The following is a 26,506-nucleotide window of genomic DNA, read 5'->3' as shown; positions in this document are numbered from 1 at the left end:
AGGGAAGACGACCTGAAAATCTCTGCCTGCCACCGGCAACGGTATCAGGCAGTTTTTTTAACGGCTTTATGGTCGGCACGCTTGCGACGCGTATCCTTGGGATCAGCGATAAGTGGCCGGTAGATTTCCACCCGATCATGCTCGCGCAGTACGGTATCCAGGGTTTTCAGCTTGCCATAGATACCCACACGCCAGACGCTGACATCAATTTCCGGCGCTTGCTGGATAATTCCGCTATTCTGGATGGCCTGCTGTATGGTCGTTCCCTCAGGCACCGTCTGTTCCAGCAAAAATTGCCGGTCCGGGCGCGCGTAGCAAATCTGGATATGGATGGAAGCCGGATCAGCCATATACTGCATCCGCCCGCTTGCTGAATGAATCGACAAAGCTGGTAGCGATCATATTAAATACCGGTCCGATGATTTGCTCGATCAGGCGATTCGAGAATTCATACTGCAGGTCGAAGTCGATCTTGCAGGCATCTTCCCGCAAAGGCTTGAAAGTCCAGGTGCCGTGTAATTGCTTGAACGGCCCTTCCAGCAGGCGCATGGTCATCGAAACCGGGCGCACATTGGTGTTTTCCGTGGTGAAGCTTTGTTTGACGCCGTGGTAATTGATCATGATGCTGGCGACCAGCCGGCCTTCTTCCCGCTGCTTGACCTCGACCCCGCCACACCATGGCAAAAATTGAGGATAATCCTCGACCCGGTCTACCAGCGCAAACATTTGCTCAGCGCTGTAGCCCAACAAGACTGATTTATGTACTACCGCCATCGAATATGAACCGTTTGATAGAATCGCGAAGTATCCATTTTAACCGACCCCTAGCCGAAACTCATGAGCATTGTTGACAACAGAAAAGCATTCCACGATTACTTTATCGAGGAGCGCTTCGAGGCCGGCATCGTATTGCAAGGTTGGGAAGCCAAATCCATCCGCGCCGGGCGCGTGCAGCTCAAGGAAGCCTACGTCATCGTCCGCAACGAGGAAATCTTCCTGTTTGGCTCGCATATCAGCCCGCTCGCGACCGCCTCCACCCACATTACGCCTGATCCGGTACGCACACGCAAGCTCTTGCTGAAGTCTGAGGAAATCAAGAAACTCAGCGCCAAGGTGGAGCGTTCCGGCTACACGCTGGTACCGCTCAACCTGCACTACCAGCGTGGCTATATCAAATGTGAAATCGGCCTCGCCAAGGGCAAAAAACAGCACGACAAACGTGATACCGAAAAGCAGCGCGATACCCAGCGTGAAATCCAGGCCGTGATGAAACAGAACCGGCGATAAAAAACGGCGCCCGCAGGCGCCGTTTTTATTTAATCTGCGACAGCATTACTTGCCTGCCGCGCCCTGCGATTTCACTACCTGCATGGCGGTCGCGATCAGGCCGCTCATATCGCCCAGATTGGCCGGGATGATAATCGAGTTATTGGTCTTCGCCAGCTTGCCGAAGGCTTCGACATACTGTTCTGCCACCTTCAGGTTAACCGCATCCGAACCACCTGGCTCACGAATAGCCGAAGCAGTCTTACGGATTGCCTCCGCCGTCGCTTCTGCGATAGAGAGTATGGCCGATGCTTCACCCTGCGCACGGTTGATCGCTGCCTGTTTCTCACCTTCCGAACGTGCAATCGATGCCTCCCGCTCACCGGTCGCAATATTGATCTGCTCTTGCTTGCGTCCTTCCGATGCCGCAATCAGCGCACGCTTTTCACGTTCAGCAGTGATCTGCGATTGCATCGCATGCAGGATTTCCTTAGGCGGCGTCAGATCCTTGATCTCGTAGCGCAGGACTTTGACACCCCAGTTGGCGGCGGACTCATCCACCGCACCGACCACCGCGTGATTGATCAGGTCGCGTTCCTCAAAAGTTTTGTCCAGCTCCATGCGACCGATCACGGAACGCAGTGTGGTTTGCGCCAGCTGCGAAATCGCGGAGATGTAATTCGATGAACCGTAGGAGGCACGCATAGGATCGGTCACCTGAAAATACAGAATGCCGTCTACTTCCAGCTGCGTATTATCTTTGGTGATACAGACTTGCATAGGTACGTCGAGCGGGATTTCTTTCAGCGAATGCTTGTATGCGATGCGGTCGATGAAAGGCAGCACGATCTTCAGGCCCGGGCCCAGGGTTCCATGGTATTTACCCAGACGCTCCACTACCCAGGCATGCTGCTGCGGCACCACATTGATGGTCTTGATGACAAAGACTATGGCGACTATCAGCAGGAAAATAGTGACGCTAGTAGTATCAAACATAGTGTTATTCCCTTTATTGTGCGTGAGCGGTGGCGTCACTGTTATTGACGATTAAACGGCTACCCTGTACTTCCCGTATGATGAATTTCCCCGGCACTGCGGCCTCGCCCTGAGCCAGCTCCACATCCCATAAAGCGCCGCGATACATCACGCGTGCAGTGTACGAGTCTGCATTGACATGACGCCATTCTGCGACCTCCAGCACCTGCCCTATGTCGAGGTTCACATTCGGATCACGCGCCGCATCAGTATGATCAGGACGGCCGAATTTACTGCGGCGCAAAGCAAAGGTTCCCAGCGCGGCAACGGCTGCTGCAATCAGGCATTGTTCAGGCACACCCATGCCGCCCAGTGCGGCCAGACCACCTGCTGCCGTTCCTATGCCTATCATCAACAGATAAAAGGTGCCGGTTGCCATTTCCAGTACGACCAGCACGCAGGCCACAGCAAACCAAATCATCCAGTCCGTCATGTGCTTTCCTTTCCTTGATCCCAAAAGCAAAAAACCCTCGTGGACCGTTGGGCGACGAGGGTTAAGTAACCACGATAAGACTTATCAACAGTCGGGTGCACACAGTCTAGTCTAAAAAACTGTGTAGCAACATAAATTCACACACCCGACTGCCTTACTACCTTAATACATTACAGACGTTTGGCCAGGCTTTGCCAGGTCTCGATCACCGAATCAGGATTCAGCGACAGCGACGTTATACCTTCCTTCATCAGCCATTCAGCAAAGTCCGGATGATCCGATGGGCCCTGACCGCAGATACCGACATATTTACCCTGCTTGCGACATGCAGCAATCGCACGCGAGAACATCGCCAGCACTGAAGGATCACGTTCATCGAAATCAGCAGCGAGGATTTCCATACCGGAGTCACGATCCAGGCCCAATGTGAGTTGGGTCAGATCGTTGGAGCCGATAGAGAAGCCATCGAAGTAGTTGAGGAATTCTTCAGCCAGAATCGCGTTCGACGGTACTTCGCACATCATGACGATGCGCAAGCCGTTTTCACCGCGTTTCAGGCCGTTCTTTTCCAGCAGCTTGATCACTTTGTCCGCCTGACCCAGCGTACGTACGAATGGCACCATGATTTCAACGTTGGTCAAACCCATCTCGTCACGCACGCGCTTCATCGCCTTGCATTCCATCTCGAAGGATTCAGCAAAATCCGGCGCCAGATAGCGTGCAACACCACGGAAGCCCAGCATCGGATTTTCTTCATCCGGTTCGTAACGGGAGCCACCGATCAGCTTTTTGTACTCATTCGATTTGAAGTCGGACAAACGCACGATCACAGGCTTAGGCCAGAACGCTGCACCGATGGTGGCAATGCCTTCTGCCAGCTTGTCGATGTAAAACGCTTTAGGCGAAGCATGGCCACGTGCGACCGATTCCACTGCAGTTTTCAGATCAGCATCGATATGCGGATATTCCAGAATTGCTTTTGGATGGACACCGATATTGTTGTTGATGATGAATTCCAGACGCGCCAGGCCAACGCCGGCATTCGGGATGCTCTGGAAGTCGAATGCGAGTTGCGGGTTACCAACGTTGAGTGTGATCTTCAACGGCAGCTCAGGCAAATCACCGCGTGCGAATTCAGTCACTTCGGTTTCCAGCAAGCCGTCATACACTTTGCCTTCGTCACCTTCCGCGCAAGACACTGTCACCAGCGTACCGTCCGTCAGGAACTCGGTCGCATCGCCGCAACCAACCACCGCTGGCACACCCAGTTCACGCGCAATAATCGCCGCGTGACAAGTACGGCCACCACGATTGGTGACGATAGCGGAAGCACGCTTCATGACTGGTTCCCAGTTCGGGTCGGTCATGTCTGCTACCAGCACATCGCCTGGCTGTACACGTTCCATATCGGCCGGATCGAGAATCACACGTACCGGGCCGGCGCCGATCTTTTGACCGATGGCGCGACCGACGGTCAATACGGAACCGCTGCCCTTGAGTTTGAAACGTTGTTGGACGTCAGTGGTTTTTTGTTGCGATTTCACGGTTTCCGGACGCGCTTGCAAGATGTACAGCTTGCCGTCCAAACCGTCTTTGCCCCACTCGATATCCATCGGACGACCGTAGTGCTTCTCGATGATGACCGCGTACTTCGCCAGTTCGACGATTTCTTCATCTGTCAGCGAGTAACGATTACGCATACCGATAGGCACATCGACGGTACGCACCGAACGACCCGCTTTGGCTTCGTCGGTGAATTCCATCTTGATCAGCTTGGAACCGATATTGCGGCGAATAATAGGCAACTTGCCGAGTTCCAGCATAGGCTTGTGCACGTAGAATTCATCCGGGTTCACCGCGCCCTGCACTACCGTCTCGCCGAGACCATAGCTGGAGGTGATGAAAACCACATCCTGGAAACCGGATTCGGTATCCAGCGTGAACATCACACCGGCCGCGCCCTTATCGGAACGCACCATGCGCTGCACGCCAGCTGACAATGCAACTTCAGCATGCGTAAAGCCTTTGTGTACACGATAGGAAATTGCACGGTCGTTGTAGAGCGAAGCGAAGACATGCTTGATTGCTTCAAGCACATTATCGATGCCGACAACGTTGAGGAAGGTTTCTTGCTGACCGGCAAACGACGCATCCGGCAAATCCTCTGCTGTCGCAGAAGAACGCACGGCAAACGACATTTCCTTGGAGGAATCTGCAGCCAGGTCTTGATAGTATTGCTTGATGTCTTCCAGCAATTGCGGCTGGAATGGTGTTTCCACTATCCACTGACGAATCTCGGTACCGGCTTGCGCCAGTGCACGCACATCATCGATATTCAGGCCTTCCAGACGATCGGCGATACGTTGTGCCAGACTCAAGCCACCGTTTTCGCTATACGCCAGGAAATCCCTGAACGCCTGTGCTGTAGTGGCAAAACCACCCGGCACCCTGACGCCAGCTTCTGCAAGCTGGCTGATCATCTCGCCCAAAGACGAGTTTTTACCGCCAACGGAGTCCACATCGGACATCCGTAAACGATCGAAGGAAACGACGTAGTTTCCTTCTACTGCCGGGTCATACTTGCTCCCCGTTTGTAATGCAATCGACATAACAACCTCTGCTTTGATGAAAAAAAATCTTCGTGCACGCCCTTATGAGGCGACAGATAGGCAACAGTTTTTGTTATTCTTCGAGTAAGGCCGTAACATGTTCGAGCAATTGGCCGACATTTTACCCAAAGTCTTACGAGTTCGCACTGCAGCGCAGCATTTTTTAACTTACAGCATCCTTACACTATTCCATGAGCCCACCTGTCGACCGCAATCCGGCCAGCACACGCACTGTGTTCTTTGTCTCCGATGGCACGGGCATCACAGCGGAAACATTCGGTCATTCGGTACTAACGCAGTTTGAAATGCGCTTCAGACAAGTCCGTTTGCCGTTCATCGACACACCGGACAAGGCTTATGATGCATTGCGGAAAATCAATGAAACTTTCGCTGCCGACGGACAGCGCCCTATCATTTTTTCTACATTGGTGAAATCCGATTTATCCAGCATTGTGCGCCTATCCCAGGGGATGCACATGGATTTAATTCAAACTTTTGTCGAGCCGCTGGAACAGGAGCTGGGCGTCAAATCGACACACACGATAGGCCGCAGCCATACCAGTACCGATTCGGAGGAATACAAGAACCGGATCGAGGCAATTAACTTTTCGCTGGCGCATGATGACGGCCAGTCGCACAAGAATTTATCTGCTGCCGACGTCATCCTGGTTGGCGTCTCGCGCTCCGGAAAAACGCCTACCAGCCTGTTTCTGGCGATGCAATACGGCATCAAGGCGGCGAACTATCCTTTGATTCCCGACGATTTTGAACGCGGCAAATTGCCAAGCGGCTTGCAAGAATACAAGCATAAGATGTTCGGACTATCGATTGCGGCTGACCGCCTCGCGGAAATTCGTAATGAACGCTTACCCGGCAGCAAATATGCTGCACTACAAAACTGCCGTTACGAGATCAATGAGGCGGAGCGTATGATGCGCCGCGAAGGCATACGCTGGATGTCGTCAACCACAAAATCAATTGAAGAAATTGCGGCGACGATACTGCAGGAAATCAAATCGGACCAGCGATCCGACTGAGGTTGACTACTTGATCAAGGTTTGCTGCCGTACCTGTTCGAAGAAACAGACAGCGGAGCTGGCCGCGACATTCAGTGATTCAATCGCCCCCAGATGCGGGATGGAAACGCGATACGTAGCACGCGCCAACAAGTCTTCAGCTACGCCCTGTCCTTCATGGCCGAACAGCCAGGCGACAGGCTGACGCAAATCCACTTCATAGAGCTGTTTATCCGCATGCGAGCTGGTTGCAATCACCGGGATGTCTGCGCGTCCGAGCAGATCAGACAGATCAACGCCTTCGAATATTTCCAGCAAAAAGTGCGCGCCCATGCCGGCACGCAGTACTTTCGGCGACCACGCAAAGGTCGTCCCGGCACTGCAATAAACCTGTTTGATACCAGCTGCCGCTGCACTACGTACGATAGAGCCGAAGTTACCCGGATCCTGCACTCTGTCGAGCAGCACCGCCGATTGCGTCAGGCGCGGTGTTTGCTGCAATTCCGGCGTATCGATCACAAACAATAAATCGACACCATGCTCAACCTGGCTCAAGGCCAGGAACAAGGCATCAGGCAAGATGATGCACTGCGTATGACTGTCACTGCACTGCTGGACGATCACACTCACTTCTTCATTCAGCAAAGCCGTTTCACCGACTATGCACAAAGGCGGCAAACCAATTTTTTCCAGATATGCTTCACACAGATGTACACCGTCCAGCAGCGTACGCCCTGCCTTGCGACGCGCCTGTGAACTGGCGGCCAGATGCTTTAACTCTTTGTAGAGCGGGTTGTCGCGTGAGGAAATGGTTTTCATCGTCATGTTGATCTCACCTCAGCGTTTGCCCGCAGCATCGCCAAGCAAGGCGCGCACCGGTGCGTACGACTTGCGATGCACCGGCGACACACCATGTTCGCGCAAACGCTCCAGATGCAGGGCCGTCGGATAGCCTTTGTGCTGATCGAAAGCGTAATGCGGATACTGGATATGCAAGATGCCCAGCGCATGATCCCGCGCCGTCTTGGCCAGGATGGAGGCAGCGGAAATGGCCGCAACCTTATCGTCGCCCTTGATAATGGCTTCAGAGCGCACGTTCGTCACCGGGCAGCGATTACCGTCGATCAGCGCCAGCGTCGGCACAACATGCAATCCTTCGATCGCACGACGCATGGCCAGCATGGTCGCCTGCAGGATGTTCAGACTGTCGATTTCTTCTTCCGAGCACTGTGCAATCGACCAGGATAACGCATATTGTTTTATATCGACTGCCAGTGCATCGCGCTTTGCTTCTGTCAGTTTTTTGGAATCGCGCAAACCGTCTATCGGCCGTTGCGGATCAAGAATGACAGCAGCAGCAAATACAGGTCCGGCGAGCGGGCCGCGACCGGCCTCATCCACACCGCAAATGATGTCCTCGTCCATGAAGCTGAACAATGAGAGATTCGGGTCTTCTTTTTTCACGGAGATGCTTTCTTGTACTGCGTTGGTTTGCGTTAGTGTTAAACGCTGCCACTACGTGATTGCTCTATCAATTCGATGACTGCACGGGCGCTCTCGCCTGCCGTATCGCGTAACAAGCTGTGGTGCATTTCGGTAAAGCGACGCTGCAGGCGTTCACGCAATGCGCTGTCCTGCAACTGCGGCCACAGCGCGTCTGCCAGTGCTTGCGGCGTTGCCGCATCCTGCAACAATTCCGGCACCAGGAACTCCTGCGCCAGGATATTCGGCAAACCTATCCACGGCTGATAAGCCATATGGCGCAAGATATGCCATGAAGCGCTCATCATCTTGTACGCGATCACCATCGGTCGTTTGAACAGCGCGACTTCGAGTGAAGCCGTACCGGACGCAACCAATACTGCATCGGCGGCAGCCAGTGCGCGATGCGATTGCCCGTCCAGTATTTGCACAGGCACGTCCTGCAAACCAGCTTGTGCGATCAACTCTTCAAAATAACGACGTTGCGCCGCACCCGCCATCGGCGCCACGATGCGCAGATTCGGGTCACGTTGTAACAGTATCTTGGCAGCAGCAACAAAAGCCACTGCGTTGTACTTTAATTCGGACATCCGGCTGCCAGGCAGGATAGCGACAACCGGAGCGGTTGCGGGCAAGTCCAGCATAGTACGCGCACCTGCCTGGTCCGGTTCCATCGGTATCACTTGCGCCAGCGGATGGCCAACGTAAGTCGCGGGTATGCCCGCCTTGCGATAGATTTCTTCTTCAAACGGGAAGATCACCAGCATATGCGAAGCAGCGCGTGCGATTTTCTTGATGCGACCACCGCGCCAGGCCCAGATCGACGGGCCAATGAAATGCATGGTCGGAATGCCGGCGCTCTTGAGTTGTGTTTCCAGCCCCAGATTGAAATCCGGTGCGTCCACGCCTATGAATACGGCGGGTTTTTCGGCCAGCAACTGATCGCGCAGGGCGATTTGTATGCCCTTGATTTCACGGTAATGCGCGAGGACTTCGAACAGACCACGCACCGACAGCTTCTCCATCGGAAAGTCGCTGACAAAGCCATGCTGCGCCATGTGCGGACCACCGATACCGTGCATATAGGCATCCGGCATGTGCGGACGCAAACCGGATAACAAACGACCTGCCAACAAATCACCGGAGGTTTCACCAGCGACCATGGCAATGGCCGTACTTCCGGCGACGCTTCCGGTGTTGTTAACGGATGATGCCACGGGGAGATGCTTCTATGAATTCGCGTAACTGACGCAGATAAGGTGCGGCGTCCGGCGATTTGGCTTCTTCCGCCTGCAAGGCTTGCTTGGCGTCGTCCAGCGGCAAGCCGGAACGGTAGATAGTCTTGTAGCCGCGCTTGATGGCCATGATTTGTTCACTGCTGAAACCACGGCGCTTCAGGCCTTCGCTATTGATACCCGCTGGTACCGCACGATTACCGGCGGCCGTGACGAATGGCGGAACGTCCTGGCTGACAGCAGCCGTAAACGCAGTCATCGCGTGCGCACCTATACGACAGAATTGATGCACCGAAGTAAAGCCACCGAGGAACACCCAGTCTTCCAGGTGTACATGGCCAGCCAGGGTCGCGTTGTTGGCCAGGATGATGTTATCGCCGAGCTGGCAATCATGCGCGATGTGCACATAAGCCATGATCCAGTTGTCACTGCCCAGACGAGTAATACCCACGTCCTGCGTGGTGCCCAGATTGATGGTGACAAACTCACGGATGGTGTTGCGGTCACCGATCGTCAGCAGCGTAGGCTCACCAGCGTATTTCTTGTCCTGCGGTGCGGCACCGATGGACGCGAACTGGAAAATTGTATTTTCCATGCCTATGGTGGTGTGCCCTTCGATCACGACATGCGGACCGATCTTGCTGCCGGCGCCGATAACGACATCAGGGCCTATGACCGTATACGCACCGACCTCAACTGTAGGATCAAGTTGTGCCTTGGGATCAACAATCGCGCTTGGATGGATCAATGACATTACTGCCCCGCAGCCGGGCTCGCCTCGTTAATCGTACGCATGGTGCACATCAGTTCGGCTTCCAGTGCCAGTTGGCCGTCGACCGAACCGGTTGCCTTGTACTTCCAGATACCACGCGCATTACGCAAAATTTCAACTTCCATTTTCAGCTGGTCGCCTGGTTCCACCGGACGCTTGAAGCGCGCACCGTCGATACCGATGAAATAAACCACGCTATTGTCATCCGGCTTTTGACCCATGGTCAGGAAAGACAGCAAGGCAGCGGTTTGCGCCAGCGCTTCTATCATCAGGACACCCGGCATGACCGGTTTGTGCGGGAAGTGGCCGTTGAAGAACTCTTCATTCACGGTGACATTCTTGATCGCGGTGATCGACTTGCCCGACTCCCAGTTCAACACGCGATCAACCAGCAGCAAAGGATAGCGGTGCGGCAGGTATTGCTTGATCTGATTGATGTCGAGTGTTTTCATTTCTGTGTTATTCATTCTGATTTGTCGTCTAGCGTTTTAATAGTTTTTTCTAATTCGCGGATTTTCTCACGCATCGTCGCCAAATTGCGCACAATGACCGCTGATTTTTCCCACTCGGCATTTTTGGCCAGTGGATAAAACCCCGTGTACTGCCCCGGCTCCCGTATCGAGCGTGACACCATGCTGCCCGATGAAATATGCACGTGATCGACGATGGTCAGATGTCCCAGCACCATCGCGGCCCCGCCAAAAGTACAGTATTTGCCGATGATGGCGCTACCTGCTACTCCGACGCAGCCAGCCATGGCCGTATGCGCGCCGATATGGCAGTTGTGACCGATCTGGATCTGGTTATCCAGCTTGACGCCATCTTCGATCACGGTATCTGCAAGCGCGCCACGGTCTATCGAGGTATTGGCGCCGATTTCCACATCGTCGCCTATCCTGACCGCGCCGGTCTGCGGAATCTTGATATAGACCCCGCCCTCATTGGCAAAACCGAAGCCATCTGCGCCTATCACCGCGCCGGAATGGATAATGCCGCGCGCCCCGATCCGGCAACCAGCCAGGAAGCTGACACGTGGATAAAAATGGGTGTTTGCACCGAGGTGAGCATCACGGCCGATAAAACAGCCGGCATCGACCACGCAACCGTCTTCAATGACTGCACCTGCCTCTACCGTGACAAACGGGCCGATGGAAGCACTGGCGGCCACTTGCGCACCCGGATCTACACTGGCGCTCGGATGTATGCCAGCCGGGGGAATATGCGCATGCAAGGCGGCAAAAAACTGTGCGGCACGCGCAAAGTAAGCGTAAGGGTTCGCCGTGACGATGCGCGCACCCTTATAGTCGGCCGCAACGATCTCGTCGTCTGCAGCAGACAAAATTAAAGCGGCCGCGTGTGTTTGCGCGGCCTGCCCTCTGAACTTGGGATTGGAAAGAAACGTGATGTGCGATGCGTCAGCATCGTTTAACGGTGCGATACCGACAACTGCGATGTCGGCGTCGCCTATCAACCGGCCCCCCAAGCGTTCGACTAATTCTCCCAGCCGAGTGCTCATCGTTGCCTTTTTATTTTATTTGCCCAGCGCTTTGATGACTTTATCGGTGATGTCGATACGCGGACTTACATAGGCCGCTTCCTGCAACACGATATCGTATTTGTCTGCTTCTGCGATTTGCTTGATCACTTTATTGGTACGTTCGATCGCGCTAGCAGTTTCCTCGTTACGACGCTGGTTCAAGTCTTCCTTAAATTCACGTTGATTACGCTGGAACTCTTTATCCACATCTGCCAGTTCGCGTTGACGCTTGGTACGTTCCGAATCAGACAATACCGGCGCATCCTTGTCGAACTTGTCTGCCAGGTTTTTCAGGCGATTGGCCAGGTCCTGCAATTCTTTCTGACGCTTGGCAAACTCTTGCTCCAGCTTGACTTGTGCCGCCTTGTACGGCGCCGCTTCGCGGAATACACGCTCAGTGCTGATGAAACCAATGCGTGTTTCCTGCGCTTGCGCAACGGAAACAAAACACAAACCCGCAGCAATAACTGCCACGCCTTTGGAGACTACTGACGATTTAATGAAGGACTTCAAAATAATTCTCCGTGTTTCAAATTTCAATACCGACCGCCTATTATGCCTCAAGCGATCAGAAACCTGTACCCAACTGGAATTGGAACGCTTGCGTACGATCTTTTTCCTGCACTGTGCCGGAAGTCGTCGCATTCAGGGCCTTACCGAAGCTCAACTTGAGCGGACCGATAGGCGAGACCCAGCTCAGACCCAGACCCACCGAAGTTTTCAGGCCGCCGCCGCCAAATCCGTCAGCATAAACGTTACCCGCATCGAAGAAGGTAAACCAGCGCAAGCTGCGATCTATGCCTGAACCCGGGAATGGCAATTGCAATTCCGCATTCATGATAATACGCGCCGAACCACCCAGCGGATCGCCGTTACCTGCCTTAGGCCCCAGCGACGAACTTTCATAGCCACGAACCGAACCGATACCACCACCGTAGAAGTTTTTGAAAATCGGGTAGTTTTTACCGCCCAGACCTTTACCGTAGTTAACCTCGCCGTTCAAAGCCAGTGTGACATTCGTAAACAATGGTTTGAAATACTGGTGCTGGTAAGTTGCACGATAGTAATTCGCATCACCGGCAGGCGAAAACTCAAAGTTGGCACGTTGATAACGACCGCGGGTAGGTACCAAGGCACTATCGCGATTATCGCGCTGCCATGCAGCGGTCAAAGGCAAACCGGTGGTCGAAGCGTTATGAATACCTTGCGAGAAAGCACTATTCGGGTTCGACGCATCATTCTGTACGTTGTTGATACTATCAACATACCGCTTATAGACTTCCGGACTGTCATTAAAGTTCGTGACATTTGTGTAGGTCTGCACTTCGGTACGTTCCACACCGACACCGAAGAACACCGTATCAAACTCGGTAAATGGCACACCGAACTTGATGTTCGCACCGGTGGTACGGATGCGGTATTCACCCGTGTTGATGGTAGGTGGGCGCGTGGTACGCAGGAATACCTCGTAGCTGCGGCTGATACCATCATCCGTAAAGTATGGATTGGTGCTGGACAGCGCAATGGTACGGTTCAGACGGCTGGTATTGACGTTAACACCGACGGTATTACCGCTACCGAAGGCATTTGCCTGGTTCACACCACCGCTCAGGGACAATTTATCCGCGCTGGAGAAACCCGCACCCAGCATGATGTTACCGGTTGGTTTTTCGGTAACGCCGATATTGACGTCTACCTGATCTGTCTTGCCTGCAACGTCCGGTGTTTCCACTGTCACGTCGTTGAAGTAATCAAGACGGTCAATACGGTCACGCGACAATTTGATTTTTTCAGCGTCGTACCACGAGTTTTCAAACTGGCGCATTTCGCGACGGATCACTTCATCGCGCGTTTTGGTATTGCCGCCGATGTTGATGTTACGCACGTAAACGCGTTTGCCCGGATCGATCATGATGGTGAAGGCAACTTCCTTCTTCTCGCGGTCAATTTGCGGATTTGCATTCACGTTCGCAAACGCATAACCGAAGTTACCCAGACGATCGGAAATGTTCTTGGTGCTGGCGGTCAGTTTCTCACCGGAGAAGACATCGCCTTTTTTCAATTGCACCAATGAATTCAACTCGGCTTCGCGTCCCAGCATCTCGCCTTCCAGCTTGACGTCGGAAACGTTGAACTTCTCGCCTTCCTTGATATTGATGGTGATGAAGATATCTTTCTTGTCCGGCGTGATCGAGACTTGCGTCGATTCGATCTGCATCTCGATATAACCGCGGTTCAGATAAAAAGACTTCAGCGATTCGATATCGCCAGCCAGTTTTTGTTTCGAATACTGATCAGCTTTCGAGTACCAGGTGAACCAGCCCGGCGTACGCAAGGCGAGCAAACTGATCAGTTCTTTTTCGCTGAACGCCTTGTTGCCGATGATATTGATATTCTTGATGCGGGCAACGTCGCCTTCATCCACGGCAAAGGTAACCGATACACGATTACGCTCAAGCGGCGTCACGGTCGTCGTGATCTGTACGCCGTACAGGCCGCGTGACAGATACTGACGCTTCAATTCCTGCTCAGCGCGATCAACCAGCGCCTTGTCATAAATACGCGATTCGCCTACGCCGATTTCTTTAAGCGCCTTGATCAACTGGTCTTTTTCAAATTCCTTGGTACCGGTGAACTCGACGCTGGCAATCGCCGGGCGTTCTTCCACAAACACCACCAGCACATCGCCTTCAACTTCTATCCGTACATCCTTGAAGAAACCGGTTGCATACAGCGCTTTAATCGCTGCAGCGCCTTTGTCATCGGTGAATGTTTCGCCTACGCGTACCGGCAGGTAGCTGAAAACGGTACCGGCTTCGGTACGCTGAATACCTTCGACCCGAATGTCTTTGACCGTAAACGGATCAGCCGCATGCACATAGCCTGAGCACAACGCGAAGGCAGCAATAGCGATAAGACGACGGGGAAATACCGGCAAGGAGTAAAGCTCTGAATATAATTTCATTGGCTATCGTAAATGGTTGTACTAGTCAGACCTTGGTCTGAAAAAGGCTTGCATCCCTAGGAGATCAGGCGATTGATATCATTAAAGACTGCTACCAGCATCAAGGTCATTAATATCCCTATACCTGCGCGCTGGGCGATTGCACCAAAGCGTTCGGAGACCGGACGACCTGTTAAAACTTCCACAGCATAATACAGCAAAAGCCCCCCATCCAACACTGGGATAGGTAGCAGATTCATCACTCCCAGACTGATGCTGACGAAGGCAATAAAGCTCAGATAACTGATCCAGCCGATACGGGCAGTTTGACCAGCATAATCGGCGATCGTAATCGGTCCGGTCACGTTTTTCCAGGAGACCTCACCGATGATCATTTTGCCGACCATTTTGATCGTCAAAACACTGGTATCCCAGGTTTTTTGCACGCCCTTCAGCAAAGCCCCGAACAGCGAGTGATGCGCGACCACCATATCCGGTGCCATCGGCACTTCGACCTTGATACGGCCGAAAGTCTGGCCATCGGCATTTACCTCGTCCGGCACTACACGCAAGCTCACAGGCTGGCCATTGCGCAGCACATCGACTTCAAGATTTTTCCCCGGCGACGCCCGTACCAGCTCTACCAGCGACAAACCGTCGGTGATAGGTGCGCCATTCACGCGCAGCACGCGGTCACCCTGCTGCAGGCCCGCCTTCATGGCCGGCCCGTCAGGCACCACCTGCCCCAGGACAGCAGGCGGACGCGCGAGGTCTATCCCGAGCTTGCCAAGAAAGTCGCCCTCAAGTTCATTCGGAGAAATGCTGTCGACCGGCAGCGTAATGGTCTGGATATGCTTTGCATCCGGCGCACCGGCCACAGGGCTTTCGACTTCCAGCCGCACTGGCTGCTTATTGATGACGGACTGCACCATTTGCCAGCGCAAGTCGTTCCAGATCTGTACTGGCTCACCATTGACGGAAGTAACCAGCTCATTACCGCGCAAGCCAGCCTGGTAAGCCACCGATTTTTCGGCTGGCGCACGCAGCTTGGGCGCAGGCTCAGGGATACCATAGCTATACAGACCGGCAAACACCGCAATCGCCAACAGGAAGTTTGCTATCGGCCCAGCTGCCACAATTGCGATCCGGCGCCACACCGATTGCCGGGTGAATTCGCGCTTCATGTCCTCCGGCGATATGTCGCCCAGTTCATCATCACGCGCATCCAGCATCTTCACATAACCACCTAACGGCAGGATGGAAACTGCCCATTCGGTCTGGTCCGCGCCGAAGCGACGCGAGTAAACCACCTTGCCCATGCCGACCGAGAAACGCAACACCTTGACACCGCACCAGCGTGCGACCAGGTAATGACCGAGCTCATGCACGATCACCAGTACGCCGAGTACAACGGCAAATGCGAGTATGGTTTGCAGCAGCATCATGACGGTATAAATGAGTTGGCTAATTCACGGGCGCTACGATCTTGCGCAAAAACCGATTCGATATCCGTAATCGCCACCGACGGCATTGCATCCATCACGCGTGCGATCAACTGGTCTATCACACGGAAACCGATGCGACTGTCGAGAAATGCCTGTACGGCAATTTCATTGGCGGCATTCATAATCGCAGGGGCGGAGCCGCCTGCTTGCAGAGCATCATACGCCAGTTTCAGGCATGGAAATCTTAAGAAATCCGGCCGTTCGAAGCTAAGTTGCGCAATTTGAATCAAATCGACCGGTGGCACGCCGGAACTGATGCGTTCCGGGTAAGCCAGCGCATGGGCAATCGGGGTGCGCATATCCGGGTTGCCGAGCTGCGCCAGCACCGAGCCATCGACGTAGGACACCATCGAATGCACCACGCTTTGCGGGTGGATCACGACCTCGATCTTGTCGGCCGGCACATCGAACAACCAATGCGCCTCGATCACTTCCAGCCCCTTGTTCATCATGGTGGCGGAATCGACAGAAATCTTGCGCCCCATCACCCATTTCGGATGGGCAACAGCTTCCTGCCAGCTCACCTGATCCAGCGTATTCACATCACGCTTGAGGAAAGGACCACCGGAAGCCGTCAACATGATTTTTTCCACGCCATGCGCCAGCGGTGTGCGCTGGCAGGAAGCAGGCATGCATTGGAAAATGGCATTGTGTTCGCTATCGATAGGCATCAGGATGGCGCCGCTGGCAGCTACCGCTTCCATCAACAGCGGGCCGGACATCACCAGCGCTTCCTTGTTCGCCAGCAGGACACGCTTGCCGGCACGTGCCGCTGCCAAAGTAGGCGCCAGACCAGCACCACCGACGATGGCCGCCATCACGCTGTCGCACTCCGGTGCACTGGCTACTGCACACAACGCTGCTTCGCCGTGGCCGACCTGCGTATGCAAGCCCTGCGCATCCAGCAACATCTGCAATTTCTTCGCGGCTTCGGCCGAACCCACTACCGCAACCTGCGGTTTAAAACGCGCACATTGCTGCGCCAGCTCGTCAACCTTGCTTTGCGCCGTCAATGCGTAAACCGAATAGCGCTCAGGATGACGCGCAATAACATCCAGGGTGGAAACACCGATAGAACCGGTCGAACCCAGAATCGTGATTTGCTGCATTTCTGCCTTACATCCAATAAGTGATAAGTGCCGCCAGCGGCAGTGTCGGGATCAAGGCATCGATCCGGTCCAGTACGCCACCGTGGCCCGGCAACAGATTGCTGCTGTCCTTCATGCCGGCGCGACGCTTGAGTTGTGACTCAAACAGATCGCCCACGATGCTGGCCGCGACCATCACGATCAGAACTGCCAAGAAGCCCGGCCAGCCCCAGGTCTGGTATAGCCGCACAGCAAAGGTATCGCCCAGTGCAGGCGCAGCCATGCTGGCGAGCGCTGCCAACAGCACCAGAATGCCGCCACCGATTGCACCTTCCCATGACTTGCCCGGGGAGATAGACGGTGCCAGTTTGCGCTTGCCGAAGGCCTTGCCGCTGAAATAAGCACCGATATCCGCGATCCAGACGATAGCCATGACCGAGAACATATACAGCGCGGAATGATTGTAGAGAACCAGCAAGGCAATGAAAGCGCCGAGGATGGCGATGCCGTAAATACCGGTGAGCAGACGATTCGCAAAGCTGGCCATGGCGGGCAAGCCGAGCGCCAGCGACGGCGTCAGGCGCAAGGCCCAGATCGCGACGCACATCGCTGCCAGAAACACACTTTGCTTGAAGCTGCCGCTATAGATCAGCCAGGCAAATGCGGCTGTCCACAACGCCGCGCCGATCTGCGGGCCTTTATTGCCGAACAGACGCAGGCATTCCCATGCTGCTGCTGCGAAGAACGCAGTAGTCAGCACAGCAAACGCAACGAAGGACCCGGAATAAATCACCAACAGCAGCACTGCCAGCAATGCCACTGCAGTGATGATGCGCGTTTTTAGCATTTGGCCACCGGCGATTGCTCGGCCAATTGTGCGCTGGTACGACCAAAGCGCCGTTCACGTTGCTGATAGGAAGTGATAGCCAGCTCCAATGCGGCCGCATCAAAATCCGGCCAGTAAGTATCGGTGAAATACAGCTCGGTATAAGCCAGTTGCCACAACAGGAAATTGGAAATGCGCTCTTCTCCGCCGGTGCGAATGAAAAGATCAGGCTCGGGCGCGTAGGCCAGCGACAGATAAGGTGCCAGCTGTTCCTCAGTGAAATCGCTGCTGCCCGGATGAGCCGCCAGCATTTGATTCACCGCCTGCATGATGTCCCAGCGTCCGCCGTAGTTGGCACAGATAGTGACGGTCAGGCGTGTATTACCCGCTGTCTTGCGCTCGGCGGCAGAAATCATCTTCTGCAGCTTGTCGTCGAAACGGCTGAGGTCGCCGACTATCTTCAGACGGATGCCATTAGCATGCATCTTCGATACTTCGCGTTCCAGCGCAGTCACGAACAGACGCATCAACAGCGAGACTTCGTCTTCCGGACGCCGCCAGTTTTCCGAGCTGAAGGCAAAAAAAGTCACATATTCGACGCCTTGCCGGGCGCATGCTTCGACGATACCGCGTACCGCTTCCACACCTTTGACATGACCCGCCACACGCGGCATGAAACGCTTGGTGGCCCAGCGCCCATTGCCATCCATGATGATGGCAATATGACGCGGCACCAGCGAGACTTCCGGTACAAACTGGGTTGAGCTAGGCGACGTCATCGTTGAGCGACCGGCAGCGAAAAGCGGGATGAAGGAATTGAGTGCAGACTCAAACCGTCAACACTTCTTTTTCTTTTTCTACGACCAGTTTGTCGATTTCGAGCACGAATTTATCAGTCAGTTTCTGGATCTCGTCCTGTGCACGACGCTCGTCATCTTCCGAGCAGGCTTTTTCCTTGACCAGTTTCTTCAGTGCTTCGTTGGCGTCACGGCGAATATTACGCACAGCGATTTTGGCGTCTTCTGCTTCGCTCTTGACCAGCTTGACCATTTCCTTGCGACGTTCTTCGGTCAGCGGCGGAGTCGGCACGCGGATCAATTCACCCTGGGTTGCAGGATTCAGGCCGAGGTCGGCTTCACGGATTGCCTTCTCAACGATGGCAACCATCTTCTTTTCAAACGGCTGGACGCCGATGGTACGCGCATCAATCAGGGTCACGTTGGCGACCTGGCTCAGATGAGTCGGGTTGCCGTAGTACTCAACCATCACGTGATCGAGTATGCCGGTGTGTGCACGGCCGGTACGTACTTTTGCCAGATCAGCCTTCAGAGTCTCTATCGACTTCTGCATCTTTTGATCGGCTGTCTTCTTTGCATCTGCAACAGTCATTACTGTTCTCCTCTTTTACAACGAGTTAAACCTGAATTGAATTTCAGCGGGATTTAAATCTTATACGTGGACCAGGGTACCTTCGTCTTCGCCCATCACCACGCTTTTGAGCGCGCCCGGCTTAACGATAGAGAATACCTTGATCGGCAGTTTTTGGTCACGGCAGAGTGCGAATGCGGTGGCATCCATCACTTGCAGGTGTTTGGAGATCGCTTCGTCGAAAGAGATCGTCGCGTAGCGGGTTGCGTCCGGGTCCTTGTTTGGATCAGCGCTATACACGCCATCCACCTTGGTCGCCTTCAGAACGATTTCTGCACCGATTTCCGAACCGCGCAAAGCTGCTGCAGTATCGGTGGTGAAAAACGGATTACCGGTACCGGCGGCGAAGATCACGATCTTGCCCTCTTCCAGGTACTGCAATGCCTTCGGACGCACATACGGCTCAACGACCTGCTCGATCGCAATTGCCGACATGACGCGGGCGGTGATACCGACCTGACGCATCGCATCAGCCAGCGCCAGCGAATTCATGACGGTAGCCAGCATACCCATGTAGTCAGCCGTCGCGCGATCCATCCCTTGCGCGCCCGGTGCCACACCACGGAAAATATTGCCGCCACCGATGACGATAGCCAGTTCCACACCCAGTTTTGCTACTTCTGACACATCCGCCACCATACGCTCGATAGTGGCACGGTTGATACCGTACGGATCGTCTCCCATTAACGCTTCGCCCGAAAGTTTGAGAAGAACGCGTTTATAAGCTGGGGTTGTCATGGGCTGGATTCCTTGTTTTTATGTCCGGTTTTTACTGGGATACAGTTCTTACCTGATTTTCAGATTTCAAGCGCCGGCTCGATAAAAGCCGGCGCTTGAAATCTTAATCTGTCAGCTCATCAAAGGATACTTGATGATGCTAAAAAAACGGGCCTTCCGGCCCGATTTTTTTCGCTTACGCCTGTTTTGCTGCGGCTACTTGTGCTGCCACTTCTGCAGCAAAGTCATCCTGTTTCTTCTCGATGCCTTCACCGACCACGAACATCGTGAACGATTTGACTGTCGATTTGGCTTCTTTCAGCATTTGTTCCACTGTTTGCTTGTCGTTCTTAACGAACGATTGGTTCAGCAGGGAAACTTCTTTCAGGTATTTCTGTACCGAGCCTTCGATCATCTTGGCGACGATGTCTGCTGGCTTGTTCGATTCTGCCGCTTTCAATTCAGCAACCGAACGCTCTTTAGCGATCAGGTCAGCCGGAACGTTATCCGACGACAATGCAACTGGTTTCATTGCAGCGATGTGCATCGCTACGTCTTTACCAACCTGCTCGTCAGCACCTTCGAAATCGACCATCACGCCGATACGGGTACCGTGCAGGTAGGAAGCCAGCTTGCCGGTGGTTTCGAAACGCACGAAACGGCGGATCGACATGTTTTCACCGATGCGACCGATCAGGGCAGCGCGGGTTTCTTCAACAGTTTTGTCTTCCAGTGGCAGAGCCGACAAAGCAGCAACGTCAGCAGGATTTTTTTCTGCAACCAGTTTAACCAGGGTATTGGCAAAACCGAGGAAATCATCATTCTTGGTAACAAAGTCGGTTTCGCAGTTGACTTCGATCAACGCGCCAACATTACCGGATACATAGGCTGCAACTACGCCTTCAGCGGTTACACGGGTAGCTGCTTTGGAAGCTTTGCTGCCGAGCTTAACGCGCAGGATCTCTTCTGCTTTGACCGGATCGCCGTCGGCTTCCGTCAATGCTTTTTTACATTCCATCATCGGCGCATCGGTGAGCGCACGCAGTTCACCAACCATCGCTGCAGTAATAACGGCCATTACAATCTCCTAACAATCGGACGCCAGTTCAGACGTCTAGTATCTTATTACGTTCAAAATGCGCTCGAAAAAAAGGGGCGAACCGCTGTTGCCCCTTTTGTTCTGACGCTCAAACCATCAGAGGCAGGGTTTAAGCCTGCTCGTTAACCTCAACGAAGTCGTCGCCGCCTTTGATCGACTCAACCAGATCGTTGGTCGCGTTTGCGCGGCCTTCGAGGATTGCGTCAGCAACGCCACGAGCGTACAACATGATCGCTTTGGAGGAATCATCGTTACCTGGAATAACGTAGGTAACGCCTTCTGGCGAGTGGTTGGTATCGACTACACCGATAACTGGGATGCCCAGTTTCGCTGCTTCAGTGATCGCACCTTTGTGGTAACCAACGTCAACCACGAAAATTGCGTCAGGAATGCCGCCCATATCCTTGATACCGCCGATGGATTTTTCCAGCTTGATTTTTTCGCGTTCAAACATCAGCGCTTCTTTTTTGCTGAGTTTTTGTACGGAACCGTCTTCGATCGATGCTTCCATTTCTTTCAAACGCTTGATCGATGTTTTGATCGTTTTGAAGTTGGTCAGCATGCCTCCCAACCAGCGTTGATCAACGTAAGGCATGCCAGCGCGTTGCGCTTCAGCTGCGATGGTTTCACGTGCTTGACGTTTGGTACCTACGAACAGGACGGTGCCACGATTGGACGACAATTGGCGGATGTACTTCATCGCCTCTTGGTACATGCCCATCGTTTTTTCGAGGTTAACGATGTGAATACGGTTGCGATGGCCGAAAATGAAAGGGGCCATCTTTGGGTTCCAGAAGCGTGTTTGGTGACCAAAGTGGACGCCAGCTTCCAGCATTTCGCGCATTGTTACGGACATAATATCTCCAGGGTTAAGGTCTGGAACCCGCTCAGTCACCGTGGTCAATTGGCCGTTCTCAGCCTGACCGCAGCACCCTTTTCGAACGAGTTCGCGATTTACATAAAGTCTTGCCCGACTTAATTAAATAAAAGTTAATTCAAGCAAGCCCAAGATTCTACCCTATAACCGCCACGCCTTTCAAGTGCCCCGCCACATTGCCCGGCGAATAAATGCCCGCTCGTCTATAATTCCTCATCAAACAATTTTTTCATGCTGTCATTCCAGCAATTTCCGGCTTCCTATGGGCAATATTTCAATTAAAACCGCAGAAGATATACAAGGCATGCGCATCGCAGGCCGACTCGCATCCGAAGTCCTTGATTACATTACACCTTTTGTAAAAACCGGCATCACCACCGGGGAGCTGGATCGCCTCTGCCATGAATACATGGTGAACGTACAAGGCACCATCCCGGCCCCGCTGAATTATTGCCCGCCAGGCTACACGCCTTACCCGAAAGCAATCTGCACCTCGGTCAATGACGTCATCTGCCACGGCATCCCGGGCGATAAAGTCCTGAAAAACGGCGACGTTGTCAATTTAGACATTACCGTCATCAAGGATGGCTACCACGGCGACACCAGCCGCATGTTCTTTATCGGCGAACCATCGATCCTGGCACGCCGCCTGACCCAGATCACCTATGAATGCATGTGGCTGGGCATTTCCAAAATCAAACCGGGCGCACATTTGGGCGATATAGGCTACGTCATCCAGCAGCACGCAGAAAAAGCCGGCTACAGCGTAGTACGTGAATTCTGCGGCCACGGCATCGGCAAGGTATTCCACGAAGAGCCGCAAGTACTGCACTATGGCCGTCCCGGCACCCTGGAAAAACTCGAAGCAGGCATGATCTTCACGGTTGAGCCGATGATTAACGCTGGTCGTCGCGAAATCCGCGAAATGGGCGATGGCTGGACCATCAAAACCAAGGATCGCAGCCTGTCCGCACAATGGGAACATACTGTACTGGTAACAGAAACCGGCTACGAAATCCTGACACAATCAGCTGGCACTCCGGCGCCACCTGAATTCATCGTGCCACCGGCTACCACTCCTCAAGCCGTTGACGCCTGAGTTAGCACCTGAAATTAACGCCTGAATTCACCGCCAAGCATCCATGCCCTCACTTGCCATTGCCTTAAAAGAAGAACTCAAAGCCGAACGTCAAATCGTCATTGATCGTTTTTTACAGGATGGCAAGGCCGAGCATTTGCTAACGCAACTCAGAATCAATGTCGATGCTGCCTTGAGCAAGGCATGGACCGCCTTTGCACTGCCGGATAGCGCCGCCCTGGTCGCCGTCGGTGGCTATGGTCGCGGCGAGTTATTCCCGCATTCCGATGTCGACGTCCTGATCCTGCTGCATGAAGCGCCGAACGCTGCCTTACAAGCGAAGCTGGAAGAGCTGGTGCAACTGTTCTGGGACATCGGCCTCGAAATCGGTCATAGCATACGCACCATAGACGAATGTCTGAACGAAGCGGAAGCCGACATCACGGTACAAACCAGCCTGCTGGAAGCACGTCTGGTCATCGGTAACGCCAGCCAGTTCCAGTTACTCAAAGTCCGCTGCAATGCGGCGATGGATCCGCAAGCCTTTTTCCAGGCCAAAACCCTGGAGCTGCGTCAGCGTCACGCCAAGTACGAAGACACGCCTTACAGCCTGGAACCGAACTGCAAGGAAAGCCCGGGCGGCCTGCGCGATCTGCAAGTCATCCTGTGGGTCTCGAAAGCAGCCGGACTCGGCAACTCCTGGCGCGAACTGGCAGTACAAGGTCTGATCACGCCGACCGAAGCACGCCAGCTCACGCAAAAAGAACGCTCACTCAAAGATGTGCGCATACGTTTGCACATCATTGCAAATCGCCATGAAGATCGCCTGGTGTTCGACATCCAGACCGCCATCGCCGAATCGATCGGTTTCAAGACCACTGAAACCCGCCGCGCCAGCGAATACCTGATGCAGCGCTACTACCTTGCAGCCAAGGCCGTCACACAGCTCAATGCGATCCTGCTGCAAAACATAGAAGCGCAATTGTTCCCGCAAATGACGTCGCCGGTCGCGATCAACGAAGACTTCAACGAAGTCAACGGCTTCATCGACATCGCCAATGACGACACCTTCGAAGTCAAGCCTTCGACCATGCTGGAAGTCTTCCTGCTGCTGTCCCTGCATCCGGAGCTGAAAGGCATGACGGCGCGCACCTTCCGCTCACTCTGGAATGCACGCTTCAAGATAGACAATCAATTCCGCCGCGATCCGGTCAATCGTGCGCTGTTCATGAAGATCCTGCAGGCACCGCAGGGCATCACGCACGCCTTGCGCCGCATGAACCAGACCAGTGTACTGGGCCGTTACCTGCCGAACTTCCGCAAGATCGTCGGCCAGATGCAGCACGACTTATTTCACGTCTACACCGTCGATCAGCACATCATGATGGTGGTGCGCAATGTGCGCCGCTTCATGCTGAGCGAACATGCACACGAATACCCGTTCTGCAGCCAGCTCGCGGCCAACTTCGGCCAGCCCTGGTTGCTCTACATCGCAGCCCTATTCCACGACATCGCCAAAGGTCGCGGTGGTGATCACTCGGAACTGGGCAAGGAAGATGCGCGCATATTCTGCGTCGATCACGGTCTGACGGAAGAAGAAACCGAACTGGTAGTCTTCCTCGTTGAAAACCACTTGATGATGTCGCAAATCGCGCAAAAGCAAGATCTGTCCGATCCCGAAGTCATCAGCAACTTTGCCAGACTGGTCGGTGACGAACGTCACCTGACTGCACTCTATCTGCTGACCGTCGCCGACATTCGCGGCACCAGCCCCAAAGTATGGAACGCATGGAAAGGCAAGTTGCTGGAAGACTTGTACAACATGACCTTACGCGCACTCGGCGGCGATGCACCGTCGGCTGATCGCGAACTCAAGAATCGCCAGGAAGAAGCACTGAAATCGTTGCGCCTGTACGGCTTGTCCAGCAATGCGCATGAAGCCTTGTGGAAGCAACTCGACGTCGTCTATTTCCTGCGTCACGATGCGGCCGACATCGCATGGCAAACCCGCACGCTGTACGACAAAATAGACAGCCCGACACCGGTCGTCAAATGTCGCCTCGCACCGATAGGCGAAGGCTTGCAAGTCACGGTTTACGTCAAGGATCAGCCCGATCTGTTCGCCCGCATCTGCAGCTACTTTGATCGCAAGAACTTCAGCATTCTGGATGCGAAGATCCACACCACCAAACACGGTTACGGCCTCGATACCTTCCTGGTGACCGAGCCGGCCTTCGCCGATAATTATCGCGACCTGATCAGCCTGATCGAACATGAGCTGACTGAAGTACTGAGCGCACAACTGGACTTGCCTTCGCCTTGCAAAGGTCGCCTGTCACGCCTGTGCCGCAACTTCCCGGCCACCCCTACTGTCGACCTGCGTCCGGATGAACGCGGCCGCTACTACTTGCTGACGATCTCCGCCAACGACAGGAATGGCTTGCTGTATTCAGTTGCTAACGTCCTGGCGAAATACAAAGTCAATCTGCACACGGCCAAAGTCATGACGCTCGGCGAACGGGTGGAAGACGTGTTCCTGGTCGATGGCCAGGTGCTGAATAATCCACGTAGCCAGATCCAGCTGGAAACAGATTTACTGGATGCCTTGCGCGTCTGATCGCTATACCCTGCACTACCGCATTTTTTCAATTTCAGTTTTATAGAATTGCACCATCATGAATGAACCACTCCGCCTTTCCAAACGTATGTCCGAGCTTGGACTTTGCTCGCGGCGCGAAGCCGACGAATGGATCGCGCGCGGTTGGGTGCGTGTCGATGGCAAAGTCGTTTCGGAACTAGGCAGCAAGGTCTTGCCGACGCAACGCGTCACCGTCGAACGACAAGCCGCAGCAGAACAATCCAAACGCGTTACCGTACTCATCAACAAACCAATGGGCTATGTCAGCGGCCAGGCCGAAGACGGCTACAAACCTGCTGTCGCTCTGGTCAATGCCAGCACGCGCTGGAACGAAGATAAAGCGCCTACCCAATTCCACCCGACACAACTGCGCAGCCTGGTGCCTGCGGGCCGGCTCGATATTGATTCGGTAGGTTTGCTGGTACTGACACAGGATGGCCGCATCGCCAAACATTTGATCGGCGAAGATACGTCGGTAGAGAAGGAATACCTGGTACGTGTGCAATACACCAAGCCGGGCAAACTGCCGGAAGCGGATTTGAAACGCCTGAATCACGGACTCACACTGGATGGCAAAAAACTGCTGCCAGCCAAGGTCAAATGGCAAAACGAAGATCAACTCAGCTTCATCCTGCGCGAAGGCAAGAAACGCCAGATCCGCCGCATGTGCGACATGGTCGGCCTGAAAGTAATCGGTCTGAAACGGGTACGCATAGGCAACGTCAAACTCGGTGATTTGCCGGTAGGTCAATGGCGCTACCTGCGTGAAGACGAACAGTTCTGAACATGAACTGAGCCAAGCTGAGGGTGGCTCGCCACCCTCCCCGCACCCGCACTTTCCATCATTTCTTCCTCCGCACCAGTAACTGTCGCCAAAAGCGCAACAGAATTTGTTGACCACAGTTAACTTCGTAAATAAAT

General features: G+C 54.0%; 26 protein-coding genes. 5 read left to right on the top strand and 21 right to left on the bottom strand.

Annotation, left to right across the window (positions count from 1 at the left end; all coding sequences use genetic code 11):
• Positions 1 to 44: 44 nt before the first annotated feature.
• Positions 45 to 350 carry an RnfH family protein gene (locus DBR37_RS08080; RefSeq protein ID WP_124573923.1) on the bottom strand — a complete coding sequence of 102 codons (306 nt, stop codon included), beginning with the start codon at positions 348 to 350 and terminating at the stop codon, positions 45 to 47.
• Positions 343 to 774 (bottom strand): type II toxin-antitoxin system RatA family toxin, encoded by a 432-nt coding sequence (locus tag DBR37_RS08075; RefSeq protein WP_124573922.1) that lies wholly within the window; start codon positions 772 to 774, stop codon positions 343 to 345. The genes DBR37_RS08080 and DBR37_RS08075 overlap by 8 nt, the downstream gene beginning before the upstream one ends.
• A 63-nt stretch (positions 775 to 837) precedes the next feature.
• Here DBR37_RS08075 and smpB point away from each other — a divergent pair, with 63 nt between their 5' ends.
• On the top strand, positions 838 to 1,287 hold the full coding sequence (gene smpB, locus DBR37_RS08070) for an SsrA-binding protein SmpB (protein ID WP_124573921.1): 450 nt from the start codon (positions 838 to 840) through the stop codon (positions 1,285 to 1,287).
• 45 nt (positions 1,288 to 1,332) lie between these two features.
• On the opposite strand, the gene DBR37_RS08065 is transcribed toward smpB, so the two are convergent.
• From DBR37_RS08065 to ppsA, 3 genes are all read right to left on the bottom strand, one after another.
• Complete coding sequence (locus DBR37_RS08065; protein ID WP_124573920.1) at positions 1,333 to 2,262, bottom strand: SPFH domain-containing protein; 930 nt, start codon at positions 2,260 to 2,262, stop codon at positions 1,333 to 1,335.
• Positions 2,263 to 2,275: 13 nt separating this feature from the next.
• Complete coding sequence (locus tag DBR37_RS08060) at positions 2,276 to 2,734, bottom strand: NfeD family protein (RefSeq protein WP_124573919.1); 459 nt, start codon at positions 2,732 to 2,734, stop codon at positions 2,276 to 2,278.
• A 170-nt stretch (positions 2,735 to 2,904) separates the two neighbouring features.
• Positions 2,905 to 5,343: a phosphoenolpyruvate synthase gene (ppsA, locus tag DBR37_RS08055; RefSeq protein ID WP_124573918.1), complete on the bottom strand. Its 2,439-nt coding sequence runs from the start codon at positions 5,341 to 5,343 to the stop codon at positions 2,905 to 2,907.
• A gap of 191 nt (positions 5,344 to 5,534) precedes the next feature.
• Here ppsA and DBR37_RS08050 point away from each other — a divergent pair, with 191 nt between their 5' ends.
• The gene (locus DBR37_RS08050) at positions 5,535 to 6,380 is read left to right on the top strand and encodes a pyruvate, water dikinase regulatory protein (protein WP_124573917.1); all 846 of its coding nucleotides are present in this window, start codon (positions 5,535 to 5,537) and stop codon (positions 6,378 to 6,380) included.
• A gap of 6 nt (positions 6,381 to 6,386) precedes the next feature.
• Here DBR37_RS08050 and DBR37_RS08045 read toward each other — a convergent pair whose 3' ends face one another.
• From DBR37_RS08045 to rpsB, 16 genes are all read right to left on the bottom strand, one after another.
• On the bottom strand, positions 6,387 to 7,178 hold the full coding sequence (locus tag DBR37_RS08045) for an RNA methyltransferase (RefSeq protein ID WP_199739088.1): 792 nt from the start codon (positions 7,176 to 7,178) through the stop codon (positions 6,387 to 6,389).
• Positions 7,179 to 7,196: 18 nt separating this feature from the next.
• Positions 7,197 to 7,784 carry a ribonuclease HII gene (gene rnhB / locus DBR37_RS08040; RefSeq protein ID WP_124574201.1) on the bottom strand — a complete coding sequence of 196 codons (588 nt, stop codon included), beginning with the start codon at positions 7,782 to 7,784 and terminating at the stop codon, positions 7,197 to 7,199.
• Positions 7,785 to 7,861: 77 nt separating this feature from the next.
• Positions 7,862 to 9,058 (bottom strand): lipid-A-disaccharide synthase, encoded by a 1,197-nt coding sequence (gene lpxB, locus DBR37_RS08035; protein WP_199739064.1) that lies wholly within the window; start codon positions 9,056 to 9,058, stop codon positions 7,862 to 7,864.
• Positions 9,042 to 9,830: an acyl-ACP--UDP-N-acetylglucosamine O-acyltransferase gene (gene lpxA, locus DBR37_RS08030; protein WP_124573915.1), complete on the bottom strand. Its 789-nt coding sequence runs from the start codon at positions 9,828 to 9,830 to the stop codon at positions 9,042 to 9,044. Before lpxA ends, lpxB begins: the two co-directional genes overlap by 17 nt.
• Positions 9,830 to 10,300: a 3-hydroxyacyl-ACP dehydratase FabZ gene (fabZ, locus tag DBR37_RS08025; protein ID WP_124573914.1), complete on the bottom strand. Its 471-nt coding sequence runs from the start codon at positions 10,298 to 10,300 to the stop codon at positions 9,830 to 9,832. The genes lpxA and fabZ overlap by 1 nt, the downstream gene beginning before the upstream one ends.
• 11 nt (positions 10,301 to 10,311) lie before the next feature.
• The gene (gene lpxD, locus DBR37_RS08020) at positions 10,312 to 11,364 is read right to left on the bottom strand and encodes a UDP-3-O-(3-hydroxymyristoyl)glucosamine N-acyltransferase (protein WP_124573913.1); all 1,053 of its coding nucleotides are present in this window, start codon (positions 11,362 to 11,364) and stop codon (positions 10,312 to 10,314) included.
• A gap of 15 nt (positions 11,365 to 11,379) precedes the next feature.
• Entirely contained in the window at positions 11,380 to 11,898 is a 519-nt protein-coding gene (locus tag DBR37_RS08015; protein WP_199739063.1) for an OmpH family outer membrane protein, read from the bottom strand.
• A 55-nt stretch (positions 11,899 to 11,953) separates the two neighbouring features.
• Positions 11,954 to 14,350 (bottom strand): outer membrane protein assembly factor BamA, encoded by a 2,397-nt coding sequence (gene bamA / locus DBR37_RS08010; RefSeq protein ID WP_124573912.1) that lies wholly within the window; start codon positions 14,348 to 14,350, stop codon positions 11,954 to 11,956.
• Positions 14,351 to 14,406: 56 nt separating this feature from the next.
• Positions 14,407 to 15,774: an RIP metalloprotease RseP gene (gene rseP, locus DBR37_RS08005; protein ID WP_124573911.1), complete on the bottom strand. Its 1,368-nt coding sequence runs from the start codon at positions 15,772 to 15,774 to the stop codon at positions 14,407 to 14,409.
• A complete protein-coding gene (ispC, locus tag DBR37_RS08000) occupies positions 15,771 to 16,943 on the bottom strand; it encodes a 1-deoxy-D-xylulose-5-phosphate reductoisomerase (RefSeq protein WP_124573910.1) in 1,173 nt (390 codons plus the stop codon). The genes rseP and ispC overlap by 4 nt, the downstream gene beginning before the upstream one ends.
• Before the next feature lie 7 nt (positions 16,944 to 16,950).
• Positions 16,951 to 17,769, bottom strand: coding sequence for a phosphatidate cytidylyltransferase (locus DBR37_RS07995; RefSeq protein ID WP_124573909.1), 819 nt, complete (start codon positions 17,767 to 17,769; stop codon positions 16,951 to 16,953).
• The gene (gene uppS, locus DBR37_RS07990; protein WP_124573908.1) at positions 17,763 to 18,527 is read right to left on the bottom strand and encodes a polyprenyl diphosphate synthase; all 765 of its coding nucleotides are present in this window, start codon (positions 18,525 to 18,527) and stop codon (positions 17,763 to 17,765) included. The genes DBR37_RS07995 and uppS overlap by 7 nt, the downstream gene beginning before the upstream one ends.
• Positions 18,528 to 18,576: 49 nt before the next feature.
• Entirely contained in the window at positions 18,577 to 19,137 is a 561-nt protein-coding gene (gene frr / locus DBR37_RS07985) for a ribosome recycling factor (RefSeq protein WP_124573907.1), read from the bottom strand.
• Between the two features lie 60 nt (positions 19,138 to 19,197).
• The gene (gene pyrH / locus DBR37_RS07980; RefSeq protein WP_124573906.1) at positions 19,198 to 19,914 is read right to left on the bottom strand and encodes a UMP kinase; all 717 of its coding nucleotides are present in this window, start codon (positions 19,912 to 19,914) and stop codon (positions 19,198 to 19,200) included.
• A 175-nt stretch (positions 19,915 to 20,089) separates the two neighbouring features.
• On the bottom strand, positions 20,090 to 20,971 hold the full coding sequence (tsf, locus tag DBR37_RS07975) for a translation elongation factor Ts (protein ID WP_124573905.1): 882 nt from the start codon (positions 20,969 to 20,971) through the stop codon (positions 20,090 to 20,092).
• Positions 20,972 to 21,101: 130 nt separating this feature from the next.
• Positions 21,102 to 21,848 (bottom strand): 30S ribosomal protein S2, encoded by a 747-nt coding sequence (gene rpsB, locus DBR37_RS07970; protein WP_124573904.1) that lies wholly within the window; start codon positions 21,846 to 21,848, stop codon positions 21,102 to 21,104.
• A gap of 283 nt (positions 21,849 to 22,131) precedes the next feature.
• Between rpsB and map the strand changes: the two genes are divergently transcribed.
• Genes map through DBR37_RS07955 form a run of 3 tightly spaced genes read left to right on the top strand, consistent with a single transcriptional unit; the run spans position 22,132 to position 26,369 of the window.
• Positions 22,132 to 22,968 (top strand): type I methionyl aminopeptidase, encoded by an 837-nt coding sequence (map, locus tag DBR37_RS07965; protein ID WP_124573903.1) that lies wholly within the window; start codon positions 22,132 to 22,134, stop codon positions 22,966 to 22,968.
• A 43-nt stretch (positions 22,969 to 23,011) separates the two neighbouring features.
• Positions 23,012 to 25,564, top strand: coding sequence for a [protein-PII] uridylyltransferase (locus DBR37_RS07960; RefSeq protein WP_124573902.1), 2,553 nt, complete (start codon positions 23,012 to 23,014; stop codon positions 25,562 to 25,564).
• 58 nt (positions 25,565 to 25,622) lie between these two features.
• Positions 25,623 to 26,369 (top strand): pseudouridine synthase, encoded by a 747-nt coding sequence (locus DBR37_RS07955; protein WP_124573901.1) that lies wholly within the window; start codon positions 25,623 to 25,625, stop codon positions 26,367 to 26,369.
• The last annotated feature ends 137 nt before the right edge of the window (positions 26,370 to 26,506 follow it).

Origin of the sequence: Herminiimonas sp. KBW02, assembly GCF_003852535.1 — a bacterium.
Classification (GTDB): Bacteria; Pseudomonadota; Gammaproteobacteria; order Burkholderiales; family Burkholderiaceae_D; genus Oxalicibacterium.
Note: the sequence above shows the minus strand (reverse complement) of the source record. Positions and strands in the feature narration are given on the sequence as shown.